This is a genomic window from Verrucomicrobiia bacterium (assembly GCA_036405135.1).
Lineage (GTDB): Bacteria > Verrucomicrobiota > Verrucomicrobiia > Limisphaerales > JAEYXS01 > JAEYXS01.
In genome coordinates this window covers 117,557-134,748 of sequence record DASWYF010000049.1, presented here as the reverse complement: position 1 = coordinate 134,748, position 17,192 = coordinate 117,557, and the positions used below count along the sequence as shown (strand labels likewise).

Genomic DNA, 17,192 nt, shown 5'->3' with positions numbered 1-17,192 from the left:
TATTATTGAAAGCTTAAACAAACTATGGCCCTTTGCATCAGAATAAAATGAGCGAAAATCATTTCTTTTTAGCATTCATTTTCTGGAGAATCAGATCCAAATTCTGAATGACAAAAGGGTCTGCAAAGAGGCCATTTGTTTTGCATTCCAGCAGCCAAGAATGGAAAGGCTCCGCGTGATCACTAAGAAGCCGAAATTCTTGAATCGCGGATTTTCTCAAAGGATCGCTTGAATAGCTATTGGTGTGATGAATGAGCACTGTTTGCTGCAGAGTTAACCATTCTTTGATCTCTTTCGATGATGTCCGATCAAGCGTCGCATCGAGATCATTCCATATTGCTACAGCCTCGTATTCATTCGTGCTGGCGAGGAAAGATGCGATTTTTGAATTGAAGTTCATCGACGCAGCTTGCCTCGGTGATTTTTGCGGCTGTGACGGAGAACATCCAGCTCCTAGCTCTATGATCGCCAGACATAAAGCCAGTAGAGAAAGCTTATTCAAGAAGCGTTCTTCAATCATAAATGCCCCATATCACTCCAACCGCCCAAACATAATCCTCTCCTTCCGGCTCGCATCCGTATCCCCCTGCGTCACCGTCAGATAAATCCCGCCTTCATACTCATGAAACGCCGGATACTGAAATGACTTCTCCGTCTCGAAGCGATACTTCCGCTCCCACTGCTTCCCATCCCGCGACACATCGATATTGAACACGCTCCGGTGAGCGCCATTGATCTGCGTCGCCTCCTGCCAGCCGAGATAATAAACCCCTTTCACCTTCTCCAACGTCGGTTTGGAACTCGTTCCGTTCGCCACGAAATCCCGGTGCGCATTCGCCGACCATTTCACGCCATCCGCACTCGTCGCAAACGTGTAATTCTTGTTACCGCCCTCCTGACGGCAGATCGCCAGCCAAGTGCCATCCGGCAAGCGATGCGCCGCCGATTCTGTGAGCTTCATCGTGCCCGGCTCATTGAAATGTCCCACCACCTCAAACGTATCCAGCTCTTTGTTCACCGTCGCCAGCGCATTCTGCCCGCCCGGATAATTGTTCAGCGTCACATACGTCTTCCCATCGATGACCTTGAAAGAATCGAAGATGTAGAGCCCGTAATCCACTGGTGCGCGTTGAAATCCTTTCGCCTTCGCATCCGCATGAAAATGCTGGGGCTGCATATCAAACGTGCCAGCCGCCGTCTTGAGCTTCACCCTATGAATCGTGTTCGCGAACAAGCCGCGCTTCAGGTCGTAATCAATATACCACATCTGCGATTGCCGCTTCTTCGGCTCCTCGCTCGCGAAGTAGCAGCGCAACGTCCGTTCATCCTTCTGGATGATGCGCGGCACAAAACACGCGCCCACCGGCAGCTTCTCATTCGCGTAAACCGCCTCGCCATGCGCGAACTTCATGATGCGCTCCAGCTTCATCGTCTTGAGGTTCACGATGGAGAACGTCACATACACATACGGCCAATCCGGCGCCTCGCCGCCCTTCACATCATTCGCCTCCGCCACGATGTAAGCCTTTCCGCCCACGATCACGAACTCCGAATCATGCGCCCCTTTCACCTGCGCTCCCGAGGTATTGATCAACCCTTGTAGCACTTTATCTCCCGCCTCTTTGGCATTCCAACCAAGCGGCAGAATCTTAGCGGAATTTTGAGCCGTTATCGAACCGCAATACAGAAGCGTGATTACGGCAATCAAAGTTGTTTTAAAGAAGAAACGCATATTTTCAACCGAATGGGGTCAACAGAATAAGAGGATTGGGGTTGGTGACTGTCACAAACTGAACTGATGCATGGCATAGGTTTATCCATTGCATGGCTTTCAGTGATGTCATCCTTAACAAACTGCTGATATGCCGGTGATACTGTTCCGAACCATTGGTTAATGCGGTTACTATGAATCCGATACCTTCCGCATGGCTTTGGAACAGATGCGAGCCAAGAACTATCCCATCGCGCGAGACGGGAACACGCAGCACAGAACGTTCAGCACCGCCACACATATGCACAAGCACTTCTTCGTAAAGCCGTGTATCCAGAAACGCCCCCAAGTCATGGAGGACATCTACAGTTTGCTTTTTCAAGCTATCACACTGTGGAGACATCGCCTTCCATGCGGAGTAATCACATGAAATCTTACGCCGCCCTTCCAAGGTCAATGGGACATACTTCAGCTTTCCTTGTACGCGAGACGTGCGGAAATTGATCAGCTTGGCATGCGACACATTGCAAAACATCGCATAGTTTAGAGCTTGGTTGTCGTGGTCGCCTGTCAAAGCGGCTACTGTTTTAAGTTCATAAATCGCGTTATCCACCACCAGATCAAGTTTATAGGTCTTACTGAAATCTCCGATTACGATTGCCACCGGCACCTGTGAATAGACCTCTGGCAATCCCGCAGCCTTGATGCGGGCGACCATGTCATTCTCATAGACGCTCTCATCGCATAACCGCCCTAAATAATTTTGCGATTCATAAGCGCAACGCATCACGACACGGTCGCGCTCATCAAACTCAACCTTGGAAATGTTCCTTATAGGAATTTGACAGGAAATAGGCATATCGCACAAAAAACCACCCTCATCTCTTATTCGTTTGACCCCATTCGGTTGAAAAATTCCCATCAAATGACGCTCGGCTTGTGTGGTGTATTATGGGGCGATTCATCACAAGTAAGTAAGTCATTTGCCTTCCGGCTCAGGGATAAGATTTAGCGCCAGTTTTCGGAAATCGCGCACGCGATGGAACGTCGCGTAATCCGCATCATGCTGGTTCGGGGCGTTGATGCTGGAGCGCGCGATGATGGCCAGATCATTCCCATCAACGACTGGACGCGCATACATGAAGGATTGCGAAATCTTCCCCGCTTGCGCGACGCATCCCGCAGGCATCCAGTTCAGGCCATCCACACCGTAGAACAGCATAAGGAAACGCCGGTCATTGCCACCCATCGCACTGGAATAACTGAAGTTGCCGCGTTTCTCACCTTCTGCCCACCAGTCGAAAGCGCCTTGGCTGTCCACCACGAGATTCGCCGTGGCCCAGAACATCTGCGAAACCTCATCCCAGATGACGCAGAACTTCAACTGTCCGCCCGCCATGGGATGGAACTGCTTGAACTTGAGATCGAGTTTCTTTTGATCGTCATTCAGGTCCAGCACCGCGCAGAGGCTGGCCGTGGACTGGCGCTTGGGCTTCACCGTCATCAACACCCGTAGTTTGCCGCGCACATTCAGCACGTTCGGTTCCAAGTATTGGCTGGAGATTTTGAGGTCAGGATTGGTCAATGGCTCCGGCACCCCGGGAAAGGGCACTGGTTCCGAGAGACGCCACGACTTCGGGTCCATCAGGTCACCAGACAAATCACCAGCCAGCGCCCGTGGTCCGCGTTTGTTGCCAAGGCTCAAGTCATCCACTGCCCAATAGAGATGATTATCCCGCACCGCCATGCCCGTGTGACAATTCCAGAAATGCCCTTTGAACAAGGTCACCGGCTCGGACCACGTCACGCCGCCATCACGGCTGCGCAAGAGCAGCAGATCGTCATTGCGCATCTTCGTGCCGCCTTTGTTCGTGAAGAGATACAGCGCATCGTCATGCGTCCACGGTACCGCTGAGTAATATGGCAGCTTCGCGATCGGCTGCCAGGTCTTGCCACCGTCCTTGCTCTGGACGATGTGCGTCACGCTGCGTGTGGCCCGGCGTTCCGCGCTCCATTCATTCCGTGGTACGATAGGGACGATCGCTATCAATGCCCCATCAGCCAGCCGCACCAGTCCCGGCCCTTCCACATAATATTCCGGATCAGGATTGTGAAAGACCTTGGTGAACTGTTGCGCCAGAGGTTCAGCGGCGATCAAGCGAGACAGATCAAGCGCAGCAATACCGGCCATAGCTGTTAAACTGGTGAGGAACTGGCGACGATTAAACTTCAGCATGGTGCTTGAGTATAGAAGCTATCATGAACTTCGGTGGAGAAAAGCGGGGTAAGAAAGTTCGAGGATACAGCACCCTCGCCCCTCGGAGGGGAGAGGGCCGGGGTGAGGGGTGCCCGCTCTCGGCAAGTAAGCTAACATAAATCACTTCAACGGCGGCAGCTTCGCCCCGTAATACACGGCACGATGCCGGTTATCATCGAAGGCAAAGTGCAACCACTGTTTGTCCTTGCTCACGAAACCATCGGGATAATTCATCCGCCCTTTCGGCCCATCGACGGACTCCGCTTGTAGCACGCGCTTATACGGCCACGTCTTCATACCATCGAAGCTGATCCACAACGCCATCGGGCTGCGATGCTTCGGATTCGGATTATGCAAGATCGCCACGTTATCACCGCCGAGCGAATAGAGCGTCGCCTTTGAGCCGGGGTTCGGAATTTCCGTCTTCGTTGCGAACTCTGGCCACGTTTTGCCGCCGTCCTTTGATTCCGCATAGAACAGCACACCACCCAAGCGATCTGCGCGGATGATCATCCCGATGCGACCATCAGCCAGCTCAACGATATTATTCTCCGCCCAGCCGTGATAGCGGTCATCCGTGGTGATGCGGATGCTGCCATGCTCCGACCACGTCTTGCCGCCATCGCTGCTCATCAGCACGCCATTGCGTGGATTGCTCACGTAGTGAAACAGCGTCTTATGCCACGGCTTCTCCTCAGCCTCAGGCGGCGGCGTGCCTGCGGGTGGCCCTTCATAGTGCTGATAGGGGAGGAGGATGCGTCCATCCTTCGTCACGATGTGATTGCGGATGAAGGTGAAGTTCGCCAGTCGACCCGGCATCGGCTCCGGCTTGCCCCAGGTCTTGCCGGAATCTTCGCTGTGCATCATCCATGATTTCCAGTCCTTGCCCCACGTCTGCGAATGCGTGGAGAAAAACAGCGTAGCGCGCCCCTTATAGATCATCAGCTCCGTCGGCCCTTGCCCGATCGTTTTGCCCTCGCGCGGGAAACCCACATCGAACTGTTGCAGCGGCGACCACGTCTTGCCCTGATCTGTACTGCGCGTGACGCCGGTGTAATTCTCCGGTGACGGCTCGAAATCCCCGCCCGCCAGCATGAACAGCACCCACGAACCATCCGGCATCTCGCGGAGAGTCGTATCGCACACCATCTTGTTCGGCGTCTTGCCGTCGTAAGGGATATTCGTGCGATCCTGCTTGGCGTCTTCGAGCGCCTGTTTCTCCCAATCCGTTGCAGATGCAGAAAGGACACACGCCACGCTGACGCAGAGGACAGCGGCAAATGATGAAGGTTTGAACAGCATAGGAATAAATTTTTGAATTACTTGGCAGCCTTGGCTGGATGCTCCGGCCGTGATGGATCGTATTTCGGATTCTTCGTCGGCATCTGCGCGCCCACATCTTTGCGCCAGGCATGCAGACGTTCGCGCAGTTGCGTCACTTTTTCGGGCATCGCTTTGGCCAGATTGGTTTTCTCTCCGAGATCGTCCTTCAGATTGTAAAGTTCGACCCGCATATCGTCAAAAAATTCAATCAATTTGAAATCCCCTTCACGGATTGCTCCGTAAGGCGTCGTGCCGCCCTGTTGATAATGTTGGTAATGCGGGTAATGCCAGAAGAGTTCGTCACGTTTAATCGTTCCGTTTCCTCGTAATAGCGGCACCAAGCTCACCCCATCCACAGTCGGAGCGCCGGTCTCCGACCCGGCTCGATTGGAAATCCCACAAGCCTCCAGCAACGTCGGATAATAATCCATACTGATCACTGGCACCTCGCTCACGGAACCGGGCTTCGTCACACCGGGCCAGGAGATGATGAAGGGCACGCGCGTGCCACCTTCATAGCACGAGCCTTTCCCCACACGCAGGGGATGATTCGAAGTCGTCGGCACCCGCCCGCCATTGTCCGATGTGAAAATCACAATCGTATTCTCGGTGATCTTCAACTCCTCCAGCTTCTGGCGAATCTGGCCGACCGTTGCATCCACGCTTTCCACCATCGCCGCATAGACCGCGTTGCTATGCGTAAGCCCGTTGCGCTTCATCGCGCGATACTTTTCCACGATATCCGGCCTGCCTTGGATCGGCGTATGCACTCCGAAATGCGGCACATAGAGAAAGAACGGCTTCGCCTGGTTCTGCTCGATGAACTTCACCGCCTCCGTCCCGATTCGATCCGTGAGATAATCGCCCGCGGTTCCCTCCGTCAGATTCGTGATATTCCACGGCGCATAATACGTCGGTGGTGCAGGTTTGTCCGTACCCGCGATGTTCACATCGAAACCCTGTTTCTGCGGGTAAAATTCTTCGCCGCCCAAATGCCATTTGCCGATGCTCGCGGTCGTATAGCCTGCCGCCTTGAACACCTTGCCGAGATTCGCTTCTTCACGCGGCAGATATTTCGTCCACTCCGGCACCAGCAGCTTTGGATTCTCTGGCGGCAACCCTGGAATCCAGTCCGTGATGTGCGTTCGCGCGGGGTATTTACCCGTAAGGATCGCTGCCCGTGTGGGTGAACAAACCGTACATGCTGAATAGTGCTGCGTGAACTTCATCCCGTCCTTGGCCAGCTTGTCGAGGTTCGGCGATTGGTAAAGGTCGCTGCCGAAACATTTCAGATCCGTCCAGCCGAGATCGTCCGCGAGGATGAGCACGACGTTAGGCTTGGCAGCAACATAAGCGCTGGCTGAACTCAAAGCCATCAATGCAATGAGCAATGACCAAATCCGAATGACGAAAGAATGACCAAATGTCCAATCTCGAAGGTGCGACACGGCGGAGAATTGATTTCGCGTGCTGGACATACGGGCATGATGAACATATTCCGTCCGTTTGTCAGCACGCATTGCGAATCATTCAATGCCCACATGCTATTCGCGGCTTTCCGAGTCGCAGTAGCGGCCACAGGCAGATGGGGGCAAGTCCCCCTGCGCAAACCTCACCCAAGGCTTTTGACTATCAGGAAACCTCCTTGATTTGGAACCTGTTGGGACCACGGAGAGTCGAGTTGTATTTATCCCAGCCACTGCTTCAGGACCTGCAGATCCTTCTTCATATGCACCATCATCTCTTTCATATCGCCCATCTCGTATTCGTGGTGCTGGGAGATCGGGCCGCTGTAGCTGGATTTCTTGAGCGTATCGAAGAAATTCTTGCTGACCAGGCCTTCGCCTAGCGGGGCCCACGTCATCTTCCACACGCCTTTGTCATCTTTCTTCCAGAAGAAATCTTTCACGAAAACCGCCGTATAAAATGGCTCCATCAATCTCGCTTCCAACGGCCAGGAAAGACCGCCTTCAATCGTCGCGTGACCGATGTCAAAGCACATGCCCATGTGCTTCGGATCGAGATCCTTGATGATGCTGAAAACATCCCAGACCGGAGCACCTACGTAATCTTTGCCTGAATGGTTTTGGAAACCCGCCTGGATGCCCAGATCTTTGCACGCGGCTGCGATGTCTTTCAATTGCGCGCCCACTTCCTTCAATTGATCCGCTGGATTCTTGTCCTTAGCATATTTCCAGAAACCCATGCGGATGCGTTTGATGCCCAGCTTGGATGCCGTGCGCAGAACGGTTTCCGTATGCGGCGTCTGCATGGACGTGATGGCCGTGGTGAGGATGTAGACATCCAGCTTCTGCTTGCGGAATGTTTCGACGAACTTCGGCAATTCGTCCGGTGCCTTTTCCGGCTCGATCTGTCCTTTAGGCCGCACCGGACATTCGATGCCTTCCCAACCGACCTCAGCCACAAAATCGGCCGTCTCTTTCGCGTTCAATTGTTGGAACGGTTTGGAGAAGGCGATGATCGGATACTTACCTTTCGCCGCAGTTTGCGCCGTAAGGGAACTGGCACCGATACTGAGAGCGCCAGCGGCCATGGCGGATTGAAACAAAAACTCGCGACGAGAGAGGGGAGATTGCGGGCGGATCATGGGGATAAGATTGGCCAGTCGTGGAAGAAATTCAATGCTGCTTTCAAAAGAATGACCAATGCCCAAGCACGAATGATGAAGGAATGCCAAATGACCAATGAAACATTTGGACATTGCGCATTCCTTGGTCATTCGGATTTCGTCATTGGTCATTTACGACAGGATTTTCTGGAGATTCTCAACAAGCCCTTTTAGGATGAGCCATGCGTCTTTACTTCCTCCGACATGCCGATGCGTTGCCTGGTGCGGATGACGATATGCGCCCGCTTTCTAAGCTGGGCCAGCGCCAGTCTCAGGCCGTGGCGAATCTGCTCCTGAATGCCGGTATCGAGTTTGACGCAGCGTATTCCAGTCCGCTCGTGCGTGCGCGTGAAACGGCTGAGATCGTTTTGCCCGTCACCAACAAGGACAGACGCATCATCTTGGAATTGACCGGTGCCCTCCGTAATGAAGAGAGAAATTTCGGTGGCTGGCTCAAGAAAATCCAAGAAGGGAAAAACATCCTGCTCGTAGGTCATAATCCTTCCATGTCGGAGAACATCGCACGATTGGCCAAATTGCCGGTGAACGATTTTGAGATGTCCAAAGGGATGCTCGCGTGTCTGCGCACGGAAGATCGTCAGAATTTTTCTCTCAAGCTGCTGATCGGCCCGAAGATGATGGGCGTCAAATGAACGGGAACAGCACGAAACTCATCCTGCCTGCGTGTGCGGTCGCCTCCAGTTTCTTCGCTGTAGCGATCATCCGTTATTCCATGGGGCTGTTTTTTGCGGCATTCGGAAAGCAGACGGATGTGCTGCCCCATATCGTAAAGCTGGCTTGGGGCATTCATGACTGGCGCTGGTTATTGCTGATTTTAGGAACGGGTGGATTTGCTTTTGCCTGCTGGCGTTCCAAATCAGAAATGCAGAGCAATCTCTACAGCGGTTTTTACATGCTCTTCTGGTTCGTGCTCTGTTTCTTTGTCCAGTTCTGCCTGGTGTTCGGATTGAACAGCCGATGAAAACAAAAACGCCGAAGACCTTGTGGCCTTCGGCGTTGTTTGAAATCAGTTTCTCTTAGTGTCCCAGGACGTAGGAGAATAGTAGCGGAGCCACGATGGTGGCATCGGACTCGATGATATACTTCGGCGTATCCACACCGAGCTTGCCCCACGTGATCTTCTCGTTCGGCACAGCGCCGGAGTAGGAGCCGTAGCTCGTGGTGGAATCGCTGATCTGGCAGAAGTAACCCCAGAGCGGCACACCCGTGCGGCGGAGGTCTTGATGGAGCATCGGGACGACGCAGATCGGGAAGTCACCGGCGATACCGCCACCGACCTGGAAGAAGCCGATGCTCCCGCCCTTGCCGATTTTCTTGGAATTCTTCGTGTACCACTCCGCGAGTTCCATCATGTACTCGATACCCGTGCGGACGGTGTGTACTTTCTTCACATCACCGCTGATCACGTGGCCAGCATACATGTTGCCCAGCGTGGCATCTTCCCAGCCGGGGACGAACATCGGCAGATTCTTCTCGCACGCGGCGAGAAGCCAGGAATCTTTCGGATCGATCTGGTAAGACTTCTTGAGCTTGCCGCCACGGAGGATCTTATACATGAACTCGTGCGGGAAATAGCGTTCGCCCTTCTGGTCAGCGGCCACCCATTCCTCCAGCACCACGTTCTCGATGCGGCGCATGGCTTCCATCTCCGGGATGCACGTATCCGTCACACGGTTCATGTGCTTCTTCAGGAGCTTCACCTCGTCCTTCGGAGTGAGGTCGCGGTAATTCGGCACGCGCTCGTAGAAATCATGGGCCACGAGGTTGAACACGTCTTCCTCGAGGTTCGCACCGGTGCAGCAGATGGCGTGCACTTTGTCCTGACGGATCATCTCGGCGAGCGTGATGCCCAGCTCAGCCGTGGACATGGCGCCCGCGAGCGTGACGAACATCTTGCCGCCCTGTTTCAGGTGCGCTTCGTAACCTTCGGCGGCATCCACCAACGCGGCGGCGTTGAAGTGCCGGTAATTATGCTTAATGAACTGACTGATCGGACCCTTTTTCTTCATGCGGCGGATTCTAGGGAGCGAAAGTCGAAATGCAACAGGGGAGAACGTTGGAAGGAAGATTTTGCGGTGCAATCATTGTTTGAATGTATTTCAACCGAACCGGTCCAAGTTGCACGGTAATGGCTTGACCCGGTTAGCCAAGCCCGGAAACCTTGATATTTAACATGAAGCGATTCCTCGCCTGTCTGTTGCTCGGCGTCAGCCTGTCCCTGACAGCTCACGCCGCCGAACCGGAGAAATCCGTCGTCCAAGTCATGACCTTCAGCCAGTCGCCCGACTGGATCGCTCCATGGCGCTTCAGCCAAGTGGGTCGTGGGACGGGCACCGGCTTTGTGGTGAACGGCAAGAAGATCATGACGAATGCCCACGTCATCGGGTGGGGCAAGCAGATTTTGGTGAAACGTTACCAAGACCCGCGCCCTTATCGTGCAAAAGTCGCATTTGTCGCCCACGAATGCGACTTGGCGCTTTTGGAAGTCGAAGACAAAGATTTCTTCAGCGGCATGGAGGCATTGCAGATCGGTGACCTGCCGGAAGTGCGTTCCACTGTCACGACGATGGGCTATCCCGCTGGTGGCGAACAGATATCTTTCACTCGCGGTGTGGTGTCACGCATCGAGATGCAAGGGTATGTCCACATGGGCAATCGCGCATTTCTCACCGTGCAAACCGATGCCGCCATCAACCCCGGCAACAGTGGTGGCCCAGTGATCCAGGATGACAAAGTGGTGGGCGTAGCCTTTCAAGGCACGCCCGGCTTGGAAAACACCGGCTTCTTCATCCCTCCGCCAGTCATCAATCACTTCCTGAAAGATATCGAAGACGGCAAGTATGACGGCTTCCCCCGCGCAGGCATCAGCATCATGCCGATGCAAAACCCGGCCTTCCGGAAGCTCGCCGGTTTGCCAGACAATGATGTAGGCGCCCGGGTGGACAACATCCTGCCAATCGAGAGCACCCGCAAAGCCTTGAAGGTGGATGACGTTTTGCTCGAAGTCGGCGGCTATCGCGTGGGCAGTGATGCGACGATACTCTACAAAGGGAACCGGGTATCGCTCTCCGTCGCCTTCCAAGAACCGCAGAATGGAGAATCCATCCCCGTGAAGCTCTGGCGCGAGGGCAAGGAGGTATCCACCAAACTGCCACTCTTTGTAGACAACGAAGACCTGCCCACTGGCAGCCAATATGATGTGCTGCCCCGCTACTATGTATATGGCGGCATGGTGTTCACCCCTTTGAGCATGGATTATCTGCGCCGCCTGCCCCGTGCCGGTTCCACGGCTGCGATGCTGTATGAACTGAACTATCGTCGCCGCGAAAAACCCGAAACAGTCCGCGAAGAACCTATTGTCCTCAGCACCGTGATGGCCCACCCCGTGAACGCGAACCTGCAAGTGCGCGGGGCCGTGCTGGTGGACAAGATCAACGGCATCAAGATCAACAAACTGGAGGATGTGATCCGAGCTTTCGCCGAGGCGAAGACGGACCAGCATATCATGGAATTCCTGCCTAAAGGCGGTTTCGAATGCATCGAGCGGAAGGACGCCGATGCGGCAAATGCCGAAATCATGAAAACCTATAACATCTCCAGCGACCGCCGCCTGTAAGCCATCAAGACTGACCAGTTATGAAAAAATTTCTGTTTCTCTGCCTGACATTCTTGTGCGCGCTCACGGGACAAAGCCAGCTCTCACACAATCCTTGGGAGGATTCCATCGTGACGGTGGAGATCACCCGCCAGCGTTATGACATGGGCCAGCCATGGACCCGCCAGACGGCCACGGACGTCAAGAACGCCATCGTGATCGAAGGAAAAGAGATACTGACGACCGCGGAATTCTTCAATGACGTGACACTTATCCGCGTGCAACGCAACGGACGCGGCCGGTGGTGGACCGCCAAGCTCAAGTGGGCAGATTACCATGCGAACGTAGCTTTGCTCTCCGTGGAAGAAGCAGAGTTCTGGCCAGGCTTGAAGGCGGCAAAGTTCGCCACAGATTTCAAGGATCTCAGCATGGTACAAGTAGTGCGCTGGCGAAATGGCAACTTGGAAAGCCGCAAGGCGGAGTTCAACGAGTTCACAGTCCGCGAAGGCAAGGTCAGCTTCGTTCCCTCCACCCAGATCATCTTCAGCTCGGAGATCGAAGGCCTCGGCTGGGCGGAAGCGGTGGTGAACAATGGGAAACTGGTGGGCCTCACAACCTCTTCTGACGGCCGTAAATTCAATGTCATGCCCGTGCAGTTTTTCCGACGCGTGCTGGATGCCCGTGCAAAAGGCAAGTTCACGGGCATGGGGTACTTTGCGTTCACCTGGCAGCAAACCTTGAATCCAGATGCACACAAGTTCCTCGGCTGGAAAACAGATCCGAAAGGCGTCGTGATCATAGACATTCCCGATCATGAGAAGAAACCGGACGGATTGAAGGAGCGTGACCTGATTTTGAAAGTGGACGGGTTCGATATCGACATCCAGGGCGACTACGTGGACCCGGAATACGGGCATCTGATGCTGGAGACGCTCAGCAGCCGTCGCCACTGGGCAGGGGATACGATTAAAATAGTCGTCTGGCGCGATGCCAAAGAAGTGACGGTTGATTACACCCTGCCCAAGGCGGATTACGCCACGGACCTGATCCCAAAAGAGGTTTTTGATAAAGAACCTGAGTATCTGATGGTCGGTGGTTTGCTATTCCAGCCGCTGGACGGGCCGTTCTTGAAGCGTTGGGGAGGCGATTGGAAACAACGCGCTCCTTTCCGCCTGGCTTACTATGATAACCAGTCCAAAAGCGAGGAGCGCGCCGGGCTGGTGTTGCTATCCGCCATATTGCCCGATCCGGTAAACATCGGATACCAAGACTACCGGTTTATCGTGCTGGACAAAGTGAACGGAAAGGCGATCAGCAATCTGATGGAGCTTGCTGCAGCCCTGCAGACGCCCAAGGACGGGTTTCATATCCTTGAGTTCATGGAGGGCAGCAGTATCCAGAAGATGGTGCTGGATGCCAGCCAGGCCAGCCAGGCCAGTGCGCGAATCCAGAGCAACTACGGAATTCGTGGAGACAGGAATATTCTAGCGGGAAAAACACTCGCCAAATGACTCCCCTCAACGCAATATTTGACAAATACTGAACAAACCTTGGGCAGGCAGACCTGCCCTGGTTTGTTTAATATACGGCAAATGACGGGAGGAACAAAGATTGCTTCCCAAAAGCCACGAATGGTTTTGGTCACGCGAACTTGCAGTCGATGTGGGAGGACGTTGCGATCGGGTTCAACCCGGTGCGCAGCGTGCAATATCAATTTGTATCGGCGCACCCCGCGCCTGATCTTGGGGTTTACCCTAGTCATTCTGTTTTTCCTTTTTTGCGGGGTTATATACTATCTGGCCACCCGGAATGGGGGACGGCTGCTGGCATTGATTCCTCCGGTATTAGCTTGCCCTGCCTTAGTCCAAATCCTGTAGCCTCAAGGAACGAGCAGAATTCCACCCGTAGTCATTGGCAGGCGGCTGAAAAGCTGTTACGTCTCTGCCCATGTTTCAGTTTAACATGATGGGGTTTCCGGTCGGGGTCCAATGGTTCTTCTGGATCATGGCCGTGTTCGTAAGCGGGGGGCTTTGGTCCGAGACACGAAGTGAATGGATCAATGTGGCACTGCGGGTTCCTGTCGTCTTCTTTGGCATTTTGATCCACGAACTGGGACACGCTCTCGCCGCCCGCCAATGTGGCTATCACTCATCTATCGTTCTTCATGGTTTTGGTGGCGTGACCATCATACCTCATGCCCAATTCAGCCGGGGGCAGAGCATATGGGTGAGCGCCGCAGGACCACTGGCCGGTTTTTTGCTCGCCGGGATCACCATCTTGGCCAACCTGTTCGTAAAAACCGAATATGAAGGCTTCTATACCATCATCGAGATGTCCCTGTTCGTTAACATCGGCTGGACATTGATGAACCTTTTGCCCGTGCTTCCATTGGATGGGGGGCAGATATTCCGGGAATTGCTCGGACCGAAACGGTTGCAGACAGCCTGTTTTGTCAGCGGCCTCGTGGCGGTGCTTGTGGCCGCATATGCCCTGAAAAATCAACGCATATATATGGCTTTCCTGTTTGGTTATTTTGCATGGGTCAATTTCACCAACAGCTCTGCTGAAGGTGGTGTGATGAAGGGGTGAACTCAAAAACGGTCATGATCCCTCTGCCAGAATTCATCACCTCCGAAGCCCAGCTAGATGATCTGCTGAGCGAGCCGTCATCCGCCGTCATCGAGACATTCAAGCGCATCCCGGGAGACATCCTGCTTCTGGGGGTGGCGGGCAAGATGGGGTTGACACTCGCACTCATGGCCAAACGGGCTGCTGACATTGCAGGCACGCCGCGCCGCATCATCGGCGTATCACGCTTTTCTTCAACAGGGGCATTGCAGTGGTTGAATGAACGGGGTATCGAAACCATTTCCGGCGATCTGCTCGATGGCCAGTTTCTCACCTCGCTACCTGCTGCGCCAAACATCATTTATCTCGCCGGAATGAAGTTTGGCTCCACCGGACAGGAGGCTCAGACCTGGGCGGTGAACACCTGGCTGCCCGCTCAAGCGGCACAACGCTTTCGCCACAGTCGCATCGTGGCGCTTTCCACGGGAAACGTATATGGGTTGGTGTCGGCTACGAGCAAAGGCTCAGTGGAGACGGATACGCCCAATCCCGTGGGGGAGTATGCCATGAGCTGCCTGGGGCGCGAGCGCATGTTCGAGCATTTCAGCCGGGTGAATGAAACCAAGACCGCGCTGATCCGGCTGAATTACGCATGCGAGCTGCGCTACGGTGTGCTGACGGACATAGCCCAGAAAGTTTGGGCAGAGCAGCCGGTGGATCTGCGCATGGGATGGTTCAACACCATCTGGCAGGCGGATGCGAATGCCGTCACTCTGGCCGCCTTGGCGGATGCGAAAAGCCCTCCTAGCATCATCAACCTTACAGGTGCGGACAAATTGCGCATCCGTGAAGTGGCATGGGAATTCGGACGTCTTTTTGAAAAGCCCGTGACGTTCAGCGGGGGTGAGCAAAGCTCGGCCTTGCTTAATGATGCTTCGACTACTCTTCGGCGTTATGGCCCGGAGCGCGTGCGTGTCCCGCTGCTGATGAAATGGATCGCACACTGGGTGAAAAAAGGCGGAGCCACGCTGAACAAGCCGACCCACTTCGAATCGCGTGATGGGAAGTTTTAAATCATGAACCCCGCCATACGTTCCGCTCTTCAGCGCGGCCTCGTCATCCCTGCCCTGCCTCTCGCCCTGAATGCAAATCGCAAGTGGGATGAACGGCGTCAGCGGGCGTTGCTGCGATATTATTTTGCCGCAAGTGCGGGTGGAGTGGCGGTGGGTGTCCATACGACGCAATTCACCATTCGTGATCCGCACATAGGATTGTTTCAGCCGCTGCTAAAGCTCGCCAGCGAAGAATTTTCACGGGCCGATGTCACGCGTGGCGAGCCTTTGGTACGAGTTTGCGGCATCTGTGGACCAACGGCACAGGCGACGGGGGAAGCGCATTTTGCGGCGGAGGCTGGTTACCACGCGGGCTTGCTCAGTCTGGCGGCGTTAAAGAGCGCGACGGATGACGAACTCATCGCACATTGTCGCGCGGTGGCGGAGGTGATCCCGGTCATCGGTTTTTACCTGCAACCATCTGTCGGTGGTCGTGCCCTGCCCTATTCTTTCTGGCGACGCTTTGCGGAGATAGAAAATGTCGTGGCTATCAAGATGGCGCCGTTTAATCGCTACCAGACACTTGATGTCGTGCGGGCGATTTTGGAATCAGGCCGCGAGGACATCGCTCTCTACACGGGCAATGATGATAACATCGTCATTGATCTGCTCACGCCGTTCCGCTTCCAGGTGGATGGAGAGTGGCGCACTCGCCGGATTGTCGGTGGCCTGCTCGGGCATTGGGCGGTGTGGACGCAGAAGGCAGCAGAACTGCTAAATCAATGCCACATGTTGACATTGAAGAACCAGCCGGTGGACCAAGACATCCTCACGCTCGCACAACAGGTCACCGATTCCAACGCCGCCTTCTTCGATGCGGCAAACGGTTATCATGGATGCATCGCTGGTATCCATGAAGTATTACGCCGGCAAGGTTTGCTGGAAGGAATTTGGTGTCTGGATCCTCACGAATCACTCAGCCATGGGCAGCAGAAAGAGATCGATCGGGTTTACGCAGCTTATCCGCAGTTGAACGACGATGAATTTGTGCGGGAGAACTTGGGCAAGTGGCAGGCATAGAACCTCTCCCCTGCAAGTGCCCCAGACCAACGGATGGCGGGTGAAACCCACAGATTCCAGCATATTTACCGTGTTTCACACAGTGACTCAAGGAATCGCTCCATTCATAGCATCAAGCATCATCGCCTGACGCATTGCCTGTCACCTCTTCAAACGTGGATTCCATCCAATCCCCCCGCTGCCTACGGCACGAACCTGAAGCAGCTGGGACAGGCAGATTTCAAAGACTTTGCTCGCTATAACTTGCCGACACCTGTAAATCCTACAACTTTATAGGGAATGAGGCCAATGCGATCATGGATTGCTGGTTACCTGATTCTGTGTTTGGCATTGGCAGGCGCAGTGGGTCTGAGTCCATTTTTGCATCAACTCATCGAGCACGGTGGGCATGGCGAGTGGCACACGCATTCGCATGATGTGGGTTCCAAACACTACACTTTTGATTCCGCTGCGGCGTTGGCGCAAGTGGATTCCCTGTCACAGGTGGAGAAGAAAGCAAAACCTGTCTTCACGCGCAATCATCGCCCCTTTAAACTGCCTACGGCTCCAATCGTAAAGCTGGTGGGAGCGATGGCTGATCTGCTGGGCAGCCCTGAAAAGAACTCCAATCCCTCAGCTGAAGGCCACGAACATCACAGCCTGGCGCAATTGCTGGCAAGCGGTTTGCTGGACCAGCATGTTGATATTCCAGTAATACCACATTTTGTTCCCAAGGGCAGTTATCAAATACTTTCTCCTGATGAACTGTTGCTGGCTTCCATCTGGAATGCTCAGACGCCGGATCGCGGCCCGCCTGCCTGCGTGAGCTAGCTGGTTTTCAAGCGTCGGTGCAGTTCGCGCTTTTGTCCCGATATTTGAGAGCCTTCCGCTGGCTCCCTTCTTCCACCGGTATTCCTTGCCCGTGAGCTTCTGCATTGTGCTGTCTTGGCGCGATGCGTGGAGGGCATCCCAAGCCA

At 54.3% G+C, this 17,192-nt stretch carries 16 protein-coding genes; 8 read left to right on the top strand and 8 right to left on the bottom strand.

All coding sequences use genetic code 11. From position 1 onward, the window contains the following. Nucleotides 1-58: 58 nt before the first annotated feature. The 7 genes from VGH19_23615 to VGH19_23585 all read right to left on the bottom strand — a co-directional run bounded on the left by VGH19_23615 (nt 59) and on the right by VGH19_23585 (nt 7,899). Entirely contained in the window at nt 59-520 is a 462-nt protein-coding gene (locus VGH19_23615) for a hypothetical protein (protein HEY1174374.1), read from the bottom strand. A 12-nt stretch (nt 521-532) separates the two neighbouring features. Next, complete coding sequence (locus VGH19_23610) at nt 533-1,708, bottom strand: sialidase family protein (protein HEY1174373.1); 1,176 nt, start codon at nt 1,706-1,708, stop codon at nt 533-535. A gap of 28 nt (nt 1,709-1,736) precedes the next feature. After that, a complete protein-coding gene (locus VGH19_23605) occupies nt 1,737-2,633 on the bottom strand; it encodes a GxxExxY protein (protein ID HEY1174372.1) in 897 nt (298 codons plus the stop codon). 57 nt (nt 2,634-2,690) lie between these two features. Then, complete coding sequence (locus tag VGH19_23600; GenBank protein HEY1174371.1) at nt 2,691-3,947, bottom strand: hypothetical protein; 1,257 nt, start codon at nt 3,945-3,947, stop codon at nt 2,691-2,693. A gap of 141 nt (nt 3,948-4,088) precedes the next feature. Then, nucleotides 4,089-5,270 carry a sialidase family protein gene (locus tag VGH19_23595; GenBank protein ID HEY1174370.1) on the bottom strand — a complete coding sequence of 394 codons (1,182 nt, stop codon included), beginning with the start codon at nt 5,268-5,270 and terminating at the stop codon, nt 4,089-4,091. 17 nt (nt 5,271-5,287) lie between these two features. Next, a complete protein-coding gene (locus tag VGH19_23590) occupies nt 5,288-6,667 on the bottom strand; it encodes a sulfatase (protein ID HEY1174369.1) in 1,380 nt (459 codons plus the stop codon). A gap of 311 nt (nt 6,668-6,978) precedes the next feature. Beyond that, entirely contained in the window at nt 6,979-7,899 is a 921-nt protein-coding gene (locus VGH19_23585; protein HEY1174368.1) for a sugar phosphate isomerase/epimerase family protein, read from the bottom strand. A 203-nt stretch (nt 7,900-8,102) separates the two neighbouring features. On the opposite strand from VGH19_23585, the gene VGH19_23580 reads away from it, so the two are divergent. Then, nucleotides 8,103-8,573, top strand: a complete 471-nt coding sequence (locus tag VGH19_23580) for a phosphoglycerate mutase family protein (protein ID HEY1174367.1) — start codon at nt 8,103-8,105, stop codon at nt 8,571-8,573. Further along, the gene (locus tag VGH19_23575) at nt 8,570-8,902 is read left to right on the top strand and encodes a hypothetical protein (GenBank protein HEY1174366.1); all 333 of its coding nucleotides are present in this window, start codon (nt 8,570-8,572) and stop codon (nt 8,900-8,902) included. The genes VGH19_23580 and VGH19_23575 overlap by 4 nt, the downstream gene beginning before the upstream one ends. 55 nt (nt 8,903-8,957) lie before the next feature. Here VGH19_23575 and VGH19_23570 read toward each other — a convergent pair whose 3' ends face one another. Continuing rightward, nucleotides 8,958-9,950, bottom strand: coding sequence for a deoxyhypusine synthase family protein (locus VGH19_23570; protein HEY1174365.1), 993 nt, complete (start codon nt 9,948-9,950; stop codon nt 8,958-8,960). Nucleotides 9,951-10,114: 164 nt separating this feature from the next. Between VGH19_23570 and VGH19_23565 the strand changes: the two genes are divergently transcribed. The 6 genes from VGH19_23565 (at nt 10,115) to VGH19_23540 (ending at nt 17,046) form a co-directional block, all read left to right on the top strand. Beyond that, the gene (locus VGH19_23565; protein ID HEY1174364.1) at nt 10,115-11,557 is read left to right on the top strand and encodes a trypsin-like peptidase domain-containing protein; all 1,443 of its coding nucleotides are present in this window, start codon (nt 10,115-10,117) and stop codon (nt 11,555-11,557) included. Nucleotides 11,558-11,577: 20 nt separating this feature from the next. Next, entirely contained in the window at nt 11,578-13,047 is a 1,470-nt protein-coding gene (locus VGH19_23560; protein ID HEY1174363.1) for a serine protease, read from the top strand. Between the two features lie 451 nt (nt 13,048-13,498). After that, on the top strand, nt 13,499-14,125 hold the full coding sequence (locus VGH19_23555) for a site-2 protease family protein (GenBank protein HEY1174362.1): 627 nt from the start codon (nt 13,499-13,501) through the stop codon (nt 14,123-14,125). A 14-nt stretch (nt 14,126-14,139) separates the two neighbouring features. Next, nucleotides 14,140-15,177, top strand: coding sequence for an NAD-dependent epimerase/dehydratase family protein (locus tag VGH19_23550; protein HEY1174361.1), 1,038 nt, complete (start codon nt 14,140-14,142; stop codon nt 15,175-15,177). Nucleotides 15,178-15,180: 3 nt separating this feature from the next. Beyond that, entirely contained in the window at nt 15,181-16,236 is a 1,056-nt protein-coding gene (locus tag VGH19_23545) for a dihydrodipicolinate synthase family protein (protein ID HEY1174360.1), read from the top strand. 288 nt (nt 16,237-16,524) lie between these two features. Next, a complete protein-coding gene (locus tag VGH19_23540) occupies nt 16,525-17,046 on the top strand; it encodes a hypothetical protein (protein ID HEY1174359.1) in 522 nt (173 codons plus the stop codon). The last annotated feature ends 146 nt before the right edge of the window (nt 17,047-17,192 follow it).